This is a genomic window from Arthrobacter sp. P4_F10 (assembly GCF_056401435.1).
On sequence record NZ_JBFUJJ010000004.1, the window covers coordinates 189,658 to 203,434 of the forward strand.

General features: G+C 64.3%; 8 protein-coding genes. 2 read left to right on the plus strand and 6 right to left on the minus strand.

Going from position 1 to position 13,777, the window contains the following annotated elements:
• Positions 1-37: 37 nt before the first annotated feature.
• Positions 38-3,937, minus strand: coding sequence for a DNA-directed RNA polymerase subunit beta' (locus tag AC1DR1_RS07025; protein ID WP_229992785.1), 3,900 nt, complete (start codon positions 3,935-3,937; stop codon positions 38-40).
• 116 nt (positions 3,938-4,053) lie between these two features.
• Positions 4,054-7,569, minus strand: coding sequence for a DNA-directed RNA polymerase subunit beta (gene rpoB, locus AC1DR1_RS07030; RefSeq protein ID WP_090575285.1), 3,516 nt, complete (start codon positions 7,567-7,569; stop codon positions 4,054-4,056).
• Between the two features lie 464 nt (positions 7,570-8,033).
• Here rpoB and AC1DR1_RS07035 point away from each other — a divergent pair, with 464 nt between their 5' ends.
• Together AC1DR1_RS07035 and AC1DR1_RS07040 are read left to right on the plus strand one after the other, a co-directional pair.
• Positions 8,034-9,233 (plus strand): acetyl-CoA C-acetyltransferase, encoded by a 1,200-nt coding sequence (locus tag AC1DR1_RS07035; RefSeq protein WP_476992386.1) that lies wholly within the window; start codon positions 8,034-8,036, stop codon positions 9,231-9,233.
• Between the two features lie 118 nt (positions 9,234-9,351).
• Positions 9,352-9,840 (plus strand): aminoacyl-tRNA deacylase, encoded by a 489-nt coding sequence (locus AC1DR1_RS07040; protein ID WP_229992783.1) that lies wholly within the window; start codon positions 9,352-9,354, stop codon positions 9,838-9,840.
• A gap of 111 nt (positions 9,841-9,951) precedes the next feature.
• On the opposite strand, the gene AC1DR1_RS07045 is transcribed toward AC1DR1_RS07040, so the two are convergent.
• From AC1DR1_RS07045 to AC1DR1_RS07060, 4 genes are all read right to left on the minus strand, one after another.
• A complete protein-coding gene (locus AC1DR1_RS07045; RefSeq protein ID WP_476992387.1) occupies positions 9,952-10,530 on the minus strand; it encodes a 5'-nucleotidase C-terminal domain-containing protein in 579 nt (192 codons plus the stop codon).
• 712 nt (positions 10,531-11,242) lie between these two features.
• A complete protein-coding gene (gene rplL / locus AC1DR1_RS07050; protein ID WP_028276543.1) occupies positions 11,243-11,614 on the minus strand; it encodes a 50S ribosomal protein L7/L12 in 372 nt (123 codons plus the stop codon).
• Positions 11,615-11,691: 77 nt separating this feature from the next.
• Entirely contained in the window at positions 11,692-12,285 is a 594-nt protein-coding gene (rplJ, locus tag AC1DR1_RS07055; protein WP_028276542.1) for a 50S ribosomal protein L10, read from the minus strand.
• A gap of 326 nt (positions 12,286-12,611) precedes the next feature.
• The gene (locus AC1DR1_RS07060; RefSeq protein WP_476992388.1) at positions 12,612-13,721 is read right to left on the minus strand and encodes a GNAT family N-acetyltransferase; all 1,110 of its coding nucleotides are present in this window, start codon (positions 13,719-13,721) and stop codon (positions 12,612-12,614) included.
• Positions 13,722-13,777: the final 56 nt, after the last annotated feature.

Sequence of the window (13,777 nt, forward strand, 5' to 3'; positions counted from 1 at the left end):
CCACCGAGGTGGGAACGGGGCCTGTCAGTCACTCAGTTCAGCGGAAGTCGCTGCCGAGATCGTAGTCATCCAGCGGGATGGCGTGGAACTCGGGAGCTCCGTCGCCGCCCAGCGTGTCGTAGGAGAAGTCACTGAATGCGCTGGGGCCGGTGAACAGGTTGGCCTTTGCTTCTTCAGTGGGTTCCACGGTGACCTCGGTGTAGCGCGGGAGACCCGTGCCGGCCGGGATGAGCTTACCGATGATGACGTTTTCCTTGAGGCCGAGCAGCGGATCGCTCTTGCCTTCCATGGCCGCCTGCGTCAGGACGCGGGTGGTTTCCTGGAAGGAAGCTGCGGACAGCCAGGACTCGGTCGCCAGGGACGCCTTGGTGATGCCCATGAGCTCGGGACGGCCGGAGGCCGGCGTCTTGCCCTCGGACACAACGCGGCGGTTGGCCTCTTCGAAGCGGCTGCGTTCGGCGAGCTCGCCGGGCAGCAGATCCGATTCGCCGGACTCGATGACCGTGACGCGGCGCAGCATCTGGCGGACGATAACCTCGACGTGCTTGTCGTGGATACCGATGCCCTGGCTGCGGTACACGCCCTGGACTTCGTCCACCAGGAACTTCTGCGCGGCACGGGGGCCCATGATGCGCAGCACCTGCTTGGGGTCGACCGGGCCGTTGATGAGCTTCTGGCCGACGCTGACGTGATCGCCGTCTTCGATGAGGAGACGTGAACGGCGCAGCACCGGGTAAGCGATCTCTTCGGATCCGTCATCCGGGGTGATGACCAGGCGCATCTGGCGCTCGGACTCTTCGATGGTGATGCGGCCGGCTGCTTCAGCAATCGGTGCGACACCCTTCGGAGTACGGGCTTCGAAGAGCTCCTGGATACGGGGCAGACCCTGGGTGATGTCGTCGCCGCCGCTGGCGGAAACAGCACCACCGGTGTGGAACGTACGCATGGTCAGCTGGGTGCCCGGCTCACCGATGGACTGCGCGGCAATGATGCCCACGGCCTCACCGATGTCGACGGTCTTGCCAGTGGCCAGCGAACGGCCGTAGCACAGGGCGCAGGTGCCGACGCTGGACTCACAGGTGAGTACGGAGCGGACCTTGACCTCGGTGATGCCGGCTGCGAACAGTTCGGCAATGACGACGTCGCCGCAGTCGGTGCCGGCCGCTGCCAGGACCTTGCCCTTGGAGTCGACGACGTCCACGGCCAGGGTGCGGGCGTAGGCGCTGTTCTCGACGTTCTCGTCCAGGACGAGGACGCCGTTGGCGTCGGCCACCGCGATGGCGGTCATCAGGCCGCGTTCGGTGCCGCAGTCCTCTTCGCGGACAATGACGTCCTGCGAAACGTCCACCAGACGACGGGTCAGGTAACCCGAGTTGGCGGTACGCAGGGCGGTGTCAGCCAGACCCTTACGGGCACCGTGCGTGGCGATGAAGTATTCCAGCACCGAGAGGCCCTCACGGTAGGAGGACTTGATCGGACGCGGGATGATTTCACCCTTAGGGTTGGCCACCAGGCCACGGATACCCGCGATCTGACGGACCTGCATCCAGTTACCACGTGCGCCCGAGGACACCATGCGGTTGATGGTGTTCATCGGGGAGAGGCTGTCACGCATCGCCTGGGCGATCTCGTTGGTTGCCTTGTTCCAGATCTCGATCAGTTCCTGGCGACGCTCGTCGTCGTCGATCAGGCCCTTGTCGTACTGGCCCTGGATCTTGGCGGCCATGGTCTCGTAACCGGCGAGGATCCGCGGCTTGTCCGTGGGCACCTCGATGTCGGAGATGGCAACGGTGACGCCGGACCGGGTGGCCCAGTAGAAACCGGCATCCTTCAGGTTGTCCAGCGTTGCCGCCGTGATCACCTTCGGGTAGCGCTCGGCGAGGTCGTTGACGATCCGGGACAGCTCGCCCTTGTCGGCAACATCCTCAACCCACGGGTAGTCCGCGGGCAGCGTCTGGTTGAAGATGACCTGGCCGAGGGAGGTCTCGACCAGTGCGGTCTGACCGGGCTCCCAGCCCTCCGGGGCTTCCCAGCCTGCGTAGGGCACGAAGCCCTCGAGGCGGATCTTGACCTTGGAGTTCAGGTGCAGCTCGTGGAGGTCGTAGGCCATGATGGCTTCCGCGACCGAGGAGAAGATCCGGCCTTCGCCAGCTGAACCGACACGCTTGGTGGTCAGGTGGTAAAGACCGATGATCATATCCTGCGACGGCAGGGTCACCGGGCGGCCGTCGGACGGCTTCAGGATGTTGTTCGAGGACAGCATCAGGATGCGGGCCTCGGCCTGGGCTTCGGGGCTCAGCGGCAGGTGAACTGCCATCTGGTCGCCGTCGAAGTCGGCGTTGAACGCGCCACAAACCAGCGGGTGCAGCTGGATTGCCTTGCCTTCAACGAGCTGCGGCTCGAACGCCTGGATGCCGAGACGGTGCAGGGTAGGTGCACGGTTCAGCAGCACCGGGTGCTCGGTGATGATCTCTTCGAGGACGTCCCAGACCTGCGGACGGTAACGCTCCACCATGCGCTTGGCCGACTTGATGTTCTGGGCGTGGTTGAGGTCAACCAGGCGCTTCATCACGAACGGCTTGAAGAGCTCCAGGGCCATCTGCTTCGGCAGACCACACTGGTGCAGCTTCAGCTGCGGGCCGACGACGATGACCGAACGGCCGGAGTAGTCGACGCGCTTGCCAAGGAGGTTCTGGCGGAAACGGCCCTGCTTGCCCTTGAGCATGTCGCTCAGGGACTTCAGCGGACGGTTGCCCGGTCCGGTGACCGGACGGCCGCGGCGGCCGTTGTCGAAGAGGCTGTCAACAGCTTCCTGAAGCATGCGCTTCTCGTTGTTGACGATGATCTCCGGAGCACCGAGATCAAGCAGGCGCTTGAGGCGGTTGTTGCGGTTGATCACGCGGCGGTAGAGGTCGTTGAGGTCGGAGGTCGCGAAGCGGCCACCGTCCAGCTGGACCATCGGGCGCAGTTCCGGCGGGATCACCGGGACGGCGTCCAGCACCATGCCGAGCGGGCTGTTGTTGGTCGTCAGGAACGCGTTGACCACCTTGAGCCGCTTCAGGGCGCGGGTCTTGCGCTGGCCCTTGCCGTTGGCGATGATGTCGCGCAGCATGTCCGACTCGGCCTGCATGTCGAAGTTCTCAAGACGCTTCTTGATGGCCTCGGCACCCATGGAGCCTTCGAAGTACATGCCGTAACGGTCGCGCAGTTCGCGGTACAGGCCTTCGTCACCTTCGAGGTCAGCGACCTTGAGGTTCTTGAAGCGGTCCCAAACCTGCTCGAGGCGCTCGATTTCGGCGTCGGCGCGTTTGCGGACGTTCGCCATCTGGCGGTCAGCGGAGTCGCGGGCCTTCTTCTTGTCGGCAGCCTTGGCGCCTTCGCCTTCGAGACGGGCGAGCTCGTTCTCAAGGTCGCGGGCGATCGTGGCGATGTCGGAGTCGCGGTTGTCGATCAGCTGCTTCTTCTCGATGTCGTGCTCAACCTGGAGGTTGGGCAGTTCTTCGTGGCGGCTGTCGGCGTCGACGCTCGTGATCATGTAGGCGGCGAAGTAGATGACCTTTTCGAGGTCCTTCGGTGCCAGGTCAAGGAGGTAGCCCAGGCGGGAGGGAACACCCTTGAAGTACCAGATGTGCGTAACGGGGGCGGCGAGCTCGATGTGGCCCATGCGCTCACGGCGGACCTTGGCGCGGGTGACCTCAACGCCACACCGCTCGCAGATGATGCCCTTGAAGCGCACGCGCTTGTACTTACCGCAGTAGCATTCCCAGTCGCGGGACGGGCCGAAGATCTTCTCGCAGAAGAGGCCGTCCTTCTCGGGCTTGAGCGTGCGGTAGTTGATGGTTTCCGGCTTCTTAACCTCGCCGTACGACCAGCCACGGATGTCTTCCGCGGTGGCGAGGCCGATCTGCATGAGGCCGAAGGAGGATTCGCTGGACATATGGTCCCTGTTCTCTCTTGTTCTCTAAATTCTGAAGTCTTGGGTTACGGGAAGAGGGAGGAGCCGGAGAAAAGCAGGTTGGGCCGGTGGGCCGCCTGCTTCTCTCCGGGCCCCTGCTAAACCTCTTCTACGGAACTGGGCTCTGCACGAGACAGATCGATGCCCAGTTCTTCCGCAGCCGTGAAGACTGCGTCATCAGAGTCACGCATTTCAATTGTGGTTCCGTCCGTGGAAAGCACTTCCACGTTCAGGCACAGCGACTGCATTTCCTTGATCAAGACCTTGAAGGACTCAGGAACGCCCGGCTCGGGGATGTTCTCGCCCTTGACGATGGCTTCGTAGACCTTCACACGACCGTGGATATCATCCGACTTGATCGTCAGCAGTTCCTGGAGCGTGTAAGCGGCGCCGTAAGCCTCGAGCGCCCACACTTCCATTTCACCGAAGCGCTGGCCACCGAACTGTGCCTTACCACCCAGCGGCTGCTGCGTGATCATGGAGTACGGGCCGGTGGAGCGGGCGTGGATCTTGTCGTCCACCAGGTGGTGGAGCTTCAGGATGTACATGTAGCCGACCGAGATCGGATCCGGGAACGGCTCGCCGGAGCGGCCGTCGAACAGACGGGTCTTGCCGGAGGAGTTGATCAGGCGGTCGCCGTCGCGGGTGACGTTGGTGGAATCGAGCAGGCCCGTGATTTCCTCTTCACGCGCACCGTCGAAGACCGGCGTCGCCACAGTGGTCTGGCCACTCTCGCGCGGCAGGTTCGGCAGCTGCTTGACCCACTCGGGCTCGCCCTCGATCTTCCAGCCGGTCTTGGCAACCCAGCCGAGGTGCGTTTCCAGCACCTGGCCGACGTTCATACGGCCCGGAACACCCAGCGGGTTCAGGACGATATCAACGGGGGTACCGTCGGCAAGGAAGGGCATGTCCTCAATCGGAAGGATCTTGGAGATAACACCCTTGTTGCCGTGACGGCCGGCGAGCTTGTCGCCGTCGGTGATCTTGCGCTTGGCAGCCACGTAAACGCGCACCAGCTGGTTGACGCCCGGGGGCAGCTCGTCGTCGTTGTCGCGGTCGAAGACGCGGACACCGATCACGGTGCCGGACTCRCCGTGCGGCACCTTCAGGGAGGTGTCGCGCACTTCGCGGGACTTCTCACCGAAAATGGCGCGCAGCAGGCGCTCTTCCGGGGTCAGTTCGGTCTCGCCCTTGGGGGTGACCTTGCCGACCAGGATGTCACCGGCTTCAACCTCGGCACCAATGTGGATGATGCCGCGCTCGTCCAGGCCTGCCAGGACTTCCTCAGACACGTTGGGGATGTCACGGGTGATTTCCTCGGCACCAAGCTTGGTGTCGCGGGCATCGATCTCGTGCTCCTCGATGTGGATGGAGGACAGGACGTCCTCGGCCACGATGCGCTGGGACAGGATGATGGCATCCTCGAAGTTGTGGCCTTCCCATGACATGAATGCCACGAGGAGGTTCTTACCGAGGGCGAGCTCGCCCTGGTCCGTTGCCGGGCCGTCAGCGATGATGCCGCCGACCTCCAGGCGCTGGCCTTCGTTCACCAGGACACGGTTGTTGTAGCAGTTGCCCTGGTTGGAGCGGGCGAACTTGTTGATGCGGTAGTTGGTTTCCGTACCGTCGTCGTTAAGCATGATGACGAGCTCAGCGGAGACCTCGGTGACCACACCGGCCTTCTTGGCGATGGTGACGTCACCGGCGTCGACAGCAGCGGCGCGCTCCATGCCGGTACCGACGAACGGTGCCTCGGAACGGACCAGCGGCACGGCCTGGCGCTGCATGTTGGCACCCATGAGTGCACGGTTGGCATCGTCATGCTCGAGGAACGGGATCAGGGCGGTAGCCACGGACACCATCTGGCGCGGGGAAACGTCCATGAACTCGACGTCGGCGGCGGGAACCAGCACGGGCTCGCCTCCACCACCGCGGGCACGGACCAGGACGGTCTCTTCCGCGAAACGCTTGTTCTCGTCGAGCGGGGCGTTGGCCTGAGCGATCAGGACCTCGGCCTCGTCGTCGGCCGTGAGGTACTTGACCTCATCGGAGACGACACCCTCGGCGACCAGGCGGTACGGGGTCTCGATGAAACCGAACGGGTTGATGCGTCCGTAGGAAGCCAGCGAACCGATCAGACCAATGTTCGGGCCTTCAGGAGTTTCGATGGGGCACATACGTCCGTAGTGGGACGGGTGCACGTCACGAACTTCCATGCCGGCACGGTCACGGGACAGACCACCCGGACCAAGCGCGGACAGGCGGCGCTTGTGGGTCAGACCCGAGAGCGGGTTGTTCTGGTCCATGAACTGGGACAGCTGGGAAGTTCCGAAGAACTCCTTGATGGCTGCCACGACGGGACGGATGTTGATCAGGGTCTGCGGCGTGATGGCCTCGACGTCCTGGGTCGTCATGCGTTCGCGGACAACGCGCTCCATGCGGGACAGGCCGGTGCGGACCTGGTTCTCGATGAGCTCGCCGACGGCGCGGATGCGACGGTTGCCGAAGTGGTCGATGTCATCGATCTCGACGCGCAGCTCGTGGTCCTGGCCGTCGCGCTTGCCCGTGAGGGTCTTCTCGCCGGCGTGCAGTGCAACCAGGAACTTGATCATGGCCACGATGTCTTCAACGTGCAGGACCGAAGCTTCCTTGTCGCCAAGGGAGCGGTCGATGCCAAGCTTGCGGTTGATCTTGTAACGGCCAACCTTGGCCAGATCGTAGCGCTTGGAGTTGAAGTACAGGTTGTCCAGCAGGGACTGGGCAGCCTCAACCGTGGGCGGCTCGCCCGGTCGCAGCTTCCGGTAGATGTCCAGCAACGCGTCTTCGCGGGTCTCGGTGGCGTCCTTCTCCAGCGTGGCGCGCATGGAGTCGTACTGGCCGAATTCCTCGAGGATCTGGCCTTCGGTCCAGCCGAGGGCCTTCAGCAGCACGGTGACGGACTGCTTGCGCTTACGGTCAAGACGGACGCCGACCTGGTCGCGCTTGTCGATTTCGAGTTCGAACCAGGCGCCGCGGGACGGGATGATCTTCGCGGTGAAGATGTCCTTGTCGCTGGTCTTGTCGGCGGTGCGCTCAAAGTAGGCGCCCGGCGAGCGGACCAGCTGGGAGACGACGACACGCTCGGTGCCGTTGACGACGAAGGTGCCCTTCTCGGTCATCAGCGGGAAGTCACCCATGAACACGGTCTGCTGCTTGATTTCGCCCGTGTTGTTGTTCATGAACTCGGCCTTGACGTACAGCGGAGCGGAGTACGTTGCGTCCCGGTCCTTGCACTCGGCCATGGTGTATTTGGGGTCAGCGAACTCCGGCTCGGAGAAGCTCAGGGACATGGTGCCCTGGAAGTCTTCGATCGGGGAGATCTCTTCGAAGATGTCGGACAGACCCGAGGAGGTGGCGACGCTGAGGTCGCCTTCTTCGACGGCCTTCGCAACGCGCGCCTGCCAGCGTTCGTTTCCGACCAGCCAGTCAAAGCTGTCGGTTTGCAGGGCGAGCAGATTCGGAACATCAAGAGGTTCGTGAATCTTTGCGAATGAGAGCCGGCGGGTTGCACCGTCGGTGCTGTCGGCATTGATAGCGGTAGCGTTGTTTACATTAGAGGTGCTCGAGGCGACCAAGAGGGATCCTTCCACAGACCTTCAGGCGTTGTCAGATCTCCCCCGTTATGCACTCTGCAGAATGACTCCGCAGCGCTACCAGTCCGGTTCCGCTATATGACCCGGGACCCGCGCTGTCCATGCTGGTGCACGTTGTAGACGGCACATTGATGGAACAGCTGTCAGGCTAAGCCCACCGCTATATGAAGGCTGAAGGTAAACAGGGAAGACGCAAATATCTACGATACGGCAAAGCAACCTACTTGTCTACCCCACTTCCGGCGGGATTGCAAGCACGAAGTTCTGCCGGGGTTTTTCTGGAGTTCTGCCGGAGTTCTGCTGGACTGCTGGCGAAGTCCCGCCGGACGGCGCCCGAGACAGTGGGCGGAACCTGACCGAGACCGTGGCCGGGGCCGCCGAATGGATAGGTGACGGGGCTCACGATAACGTAGACATAAGTCGAAAGTAGATCGGAAGAAAACACCATGAGCAATCCCGCGGACAACAACGATGTTGTCATCCTCGCAGCCGCCCGTACCCCCCAGGGGCGCCTGAACGGACAGCTGGCCAGCTTCACCGCCGTCGAACTCGGCACGCACGCCATCCGGGCGGCCCTTGCCGCCAGCGGCGTCAAAGCCGACCAGGTGGACAGCGTAATCATGGGCCAGGTCCTGCAGGCCGGAGCGGGCCAGAACCCGGCGCGCCAGAGCGCCATCGGCGCCGGCATCGGCTGGAACGTTCCCACGGTGACCATCAACAAGGTCTGCCTCTCCGGTCTCACCGCGGTGATCGACGCCGCCCGGATGATCCGCAGCGGCGACGCCACGGTGGTGGTCGCCGGCGGCCAGGAGTCCATGACCCGCGCACCGCACGTGCTGCCCGGTTCCCGGCAGGGCTGGGCGTACGGCACGGTCCAGGCCCTCGACGTGGCCGCGCACGACGGCCTGACCGATGCCTTCGACGGGCAGTCCATGGGACTCTCGACCGAGAGCAAGAACCTGACCCTCGGCATCGACCGGGCCTCCCAGGACGAGGTGGCGGCCCAGTCGCACCAGCGTGCCGCCCGGGCTGCCAAGGACGGCGTTTTCGACGGCGAGATCGCCGCGATGAACGTCAAGCAGCGCAAGGGCGATCCGATCGCCGTCACGTCCGACGAGGGCATCCGGCCGGACACGACAGTCGAATCGCTGGCCGGTTTGCGAGCGGCATTCGTCACGGACGGAACCATCACCGCGGGCAATTCCTCTCCCCTGTCCGACGGCGCTGCCGCCCTGGTGCTGGCCAGCCGGCAGTTCGCCGAGGACAACGGCCTCGAGTACCTGGCGGTGGTCGGCAAGCCGGGCCAGGTCGCCGGGCCGGACAACTCACTGCACTCCCAGCCGTCGAACGCCATCAAGAACGCCCTGGACAAGGCCGGCTGGTCCGCCGCGGACCTGGACTTCATCGAAATCAACGAGGCTTTCGGCTCCGTCGCGGTGCAGTCCCTGAAGGACCTCAACTATCCGCTGGAGCAGTGCAACATCCATGGCGGGGCCATCGCCCTGGGCCACCCGATCGGGGCCTCGGGCGCCCGCCTGGCCCTGCACGCGGCCCACGAACTCAAACGCCGGGGCACCGGCAAGGCGGCCGTGTCCCTGTGCGGCGGCGGCGGCCAGGGCGAGGCGCTGCTGCTGTACCGCGACTGAACCGGCACCCGGCGAACCGGGAAACCGCGCGACACAGGAAACCGGGGGGACCGCGCGACACCGCGCGGCACAGGGAACGAGGAGCTGCCACGAGGAGCCAGGGAAAGGTTTGACGGGGATGACGGAGCAGGGCGCAACCAGCGGTGGCCGCGAGAGGTTCCTGGCCGACGCCGCGGCCCGCGGCCTGGACGTCGAGATCGTGGAACGCCTCGCCGCCCGCAGCCTGGAGGAGGCGGCCGGAATCCTGGGGATCCGGCCCGCGGACATCGTGAAGTCGCTCGTGGTCAAGCACAAGGACGGCAGTTTCCTGTTCGCCCTGGTCCCGGGCGACCGTCAGATCTCCTGGCCCAAGCTGCGGGCGCTGCTGGGCGTCAACAAGCTCTCGCTGCCCGCGGCGGATACCGCCTTCGAGGCCACCGGGTACGAGCGCGGGACCATCACGCCGCTCGGCAGCACCCGCCCCTGGCCTGTCTACGCCGACCAGACCATCACGGGCCGGCGGATCTCCATGGGCGCCGGGGAACATGGCTACAGCGCGTTCGTGGACGCGGACGCCCTGACGGCGGCCCTGGGCGCCGTCGTCGCCGACATCACCGAACCAAACTAGCCCGCCCGGGTTAAAAGCAACGCGGGCTCACTCCCGGGCCCATCCCGACGGCCGGGATGGGCCCTGAGTGACCCCGTCTTTGTTGTTGCCCGCGTTGTTGTTGGAGTCGGGTTAGGCGGTGACCGTCAGTGGCGTCCCGTTGACGGTGAGCCGCCAGTTGGCCTGGCTGAACACGGCGACGTCCAGGGTTCCGCGGTCCACGACATAGTCGATGATGCGCTGCCGGATCTCCTGCTGGCTGTTCGAGAGCACCGGCGCGCTCTTCACGGCCGGGAAGTTGCCTCCGCCGCTCTGCCGGTAGTTGTTGATGGCCAAAGCGAATTCCTGCTCGGGCGCCAGCGGCTGGCCGCCGTAGCTGAGCTTGGCGATCCGGTCCCCCGCCGGCCGGGCGAGGTCGATCTCATAGTTCAGCGGCGCGTCGAGTCCGTAGACGACGTCGTAGTTGTAGTCGGGCGTGCCGTTCGGGGCCCTGGCCGTCACAGCGTTGGTGACGTCCTGGGCCCTGGCCGTCGTGGCGGTCACCGGCTTGAAGTACTGGGCGGACCACTCCAGGTATGCCTTGACCTGCGCGCCGGTGACCTTGATGGCGAGCAGGGTGTTGTCGAAGATGTACAGTCCTGCGACATCGCGGATGGTCAGCGGTCCGGCCTTGACGTCCACAGCACGGGAGAACGCCGCCGCAATGGACAATACGGGCAGCCCTGCCCAGCCCCACGGCGTCGTAACCGATCGCGTTCATGGCCAGCGCCATGGGGTGTTTCACGGTTGCCGAGATGGGGTTGATCTTGGCGAAGTAGTAGGCCAGGGGCGTGCCCTGGATGGTGTCCCCGGCGTCGATGGTCAGGGTGCTGGCCGCGCCGCGCTCGGCCCGCATGGCGTTGATCAGGGTCGCGGCCTGGGCAATCCCGATCTTGTTCCCGGCGGCGTCGGCATAGGGGACGTTCTTGAAGTAGTCCCAGTTGAAGACGTTGTTGTGCAGATCCGTGGTGCCGAGCACCGTCAGGGTGAACTGTTTCTTGGCAGTCGCCCTGCCACTGGCTTCGCCGGGGATGGCCTGCGCCGCCGGGGCTCCGGCCAGCGCGGCGGCGGCCGCGCCGCCGCCCACGAGGGCTGCCGCGAGCATGGCGCGGCGGGAGGGGGAAGTGTTTGGGTCCGTCATTGTGGGTGAACTCCTGAACGTTGGGGGCCGGTGGGCACAAATCCAAAGTCTAGGGTCGCGCCATCAAGTGCGACAGGGGTATCAGAAAAACTTTGCCGAATCCTTGGGTACCGTTCACCGGCGCCGGCTCCCGGCCCGGGGGTTTCGGGTGTCCGGTCCCGGGAACGCAGGAAACCCCGCCCACCTGAGTGGACGGGGTTTCCTTCGAGCAGTGCGGATCGCGATGGATCCGGACGGCGAGAGTTACTTGAGGGTAACGCGGGCGCCAGCTTCTTCGAGCTGAGCCTTTGCCTTCTCGGCAGCTTCCTTGGTGGCGCCTTCGAGAACAGCCTTGGGTGCGCTGTCAACCAGGTCCTTGGCTTCCTTGAGGCCCAGGGAGGTGATGGCGCGAACTTCCTTGATCACTGCGATCTTCTTGTCGCCAGCAGCTTCGAGGATGACGTCGAAGTCAGTCTTCTCTTCAGCTTCTTCTGCAGCAGCGGCGGGGCCGGCAACGGCAACAGCAGCAGCAGTAACTTCGAAGGTCTCTTCGAAGAGCTTGACGAACTCGGAGAGCTCGATGATGGTCAGTTCCTTGAAAGCTTCAATGAGCTCTTCGTTGGTGAGCTTCGCCATGGTGTGGCGTCCTTCCTATAGTGGTGCGCGGCGGCCCTGAGGCTCGCTGTCGCACCGGAGTCTTATGGAGAAGAGGACTAGTTCTCTTCGGGGGCTGCGGCTTCGGCCGGTGCTTCGGCCTCGGCTGCTGCATCTGCTGCGGGAGCTTCTTCAGCGGCGGGTGCTTCGGCTGCTGCCGGGGCACCGTTCTCTTCTTCAAGCTTGAGGCGCAGTGCGTCGATGATGCGTACAGCAGCGGCAGCAGGAGCCTTGAGGATACCTGCAACCTTAGCGAGCTGCAGCTCACGGGACTCGAGTGCTGCCAGGGCAGCAACTTCGCTGGCGTTCAGTGCCTTGCCTTCGAAGTAACCGGTCTTGATGACCAGCTGCTTGTTAGCCTTGGCAAAATCCGTCAGGCTCTTGGCAGCGGCAACTGCGTCACCCTTGATGAACGCGATTGCAGTGGGGCCGGCGAGCTGACCGTCGAATGCTTCGACACCAGCTTCCTTGGCTGCAATAGCGGTCAGGGTGTTCTTGACGACCGAGAACTTGGTTTCCTGGCCGAGAGAAACACGCAGCTGCTTGAGCTGTGCAACGGTGAGCCCACGGTATTCGGTCAGGACAGCGGCGTTCGATTCCTTGAAATCGTTAGTGATCTCAGCTACTGCTGAAACCTTGCTAGGCGTTGCCATAACCCTCCTTCCGGGGATAGTGCCGGTGTGTCCGGGTCCCCGCTCAAAAAGAGCTAAAACTAAAAAACGCCCCGCGCAGATGCACGGGGCTTGTCTCGACGCGGTCCATGACCGCGGAGCTTTGCTTCGTTCACCTGCGCCGGCCGCCCTATGTTCAGGGTCCTTCGTCCGGAAATCCACTGCGCTCTCCCGGCGCGACTGCAGAAGTGAGTCTTGCTTGGGAGAGTGGATTTCCAACAACCGACGGTCTTTGGTCCTTCAAGCTTACGGGACGCGGCGCGCCTGTTCCAAATCGGGCCCAGCGGGCAGGGTTAGGCGAACAGCCCTCAGCTGACCGCCGGGCCGAAGTTGGGGAGTTCTTTCTGCCAGAGACCCGTCACGCCCGCCGTGGTGAATCCGAGCTGCTGGTTGACCTTCAGGAGGTAGCGGTTCTCAGGGGCGTTCCAGGTGTACAGGACGCGGGCGTCCGGGAACTGTTCGCTCAGCCGTTCCATGTTGGCGACCTTGATCAGCAGCCCGAGTTTGTTGCCGCGGTGTTCCTGCAGCACCACGGTGTCGTCCTGGAAGACGACGTCCGGGCGCAGGGCAAGGACACTGATGGTGGTCAGGCCCGCGAGCGTTCCGCTGGCGATGTGCTCGACGGCGGTGACCACCGTGCGCCGGCCCTGGGCAATGGTGACCTCCTCCGCCTCCCGGAGGATGCCGCCGTCGAACACCATTTCCTGGGCATCCGGTCCCGGCACTTCGTCCTCGCCTGCCTGGTTCTCCAGGGCGGCGACGGCCTCCAGCCACCGGTCAGGGCACCGGTCCGTCCAGTGGTGCAGACGGTAGCGGCCGGCATTGGCTTCCTCGGCCTCGGCCTCAAGTGCGGCGACGAGTTTGGTGTCCAGCGGCAGTGCGCAGGAACTGAACTGTTCGATGTGCTGGAGCGTGTAGCCGGCGTGGCGGGCAAATTCCACGTCACGGCTTCCCATCGGAACAAACCCGACGCCGCTGCCGGGCACGAGCTGTTCGGCATCCGGGTCCGTCAGGGTTGATCCCGGATGGTTGGTGTCGATCAGGATCGTGTGGCGGCCCTCGTCCCGGGCGAAGTGCTCCGCGGCCTCCAGCAGATGCCTGCCCACGCCCTGGCGCCGGAATTCCGGAAGGATGTCGAGCGTGAATTCGGCGAGGTCGAGGTTGTCCACGAGCGGCAAGGCAATGTCTGCCGTCCCGACAATCACGCCGTCGATCTTGGCCACCAGGATCACCTGGCGTTCGTAGGGGTCCGCCATCTCAAGTAGCTTCTCCTGCGGCGCGTAGGCAAGATCGTCCGTGCCCCAGGTCTGCATCCGGACCCGCCGCCCCACTTCGATGGCGGCGAGGAAATCGGCGGCATCGGGCGCGTCAAGGGAATCGGGGATCCACACCTGCTCAATCCGTACATCGTTTGCCATAGAGGGCATCATTTCAGCCGTTGTGCCACCCACCGTCGGTACGGCCCGGCTCAAAC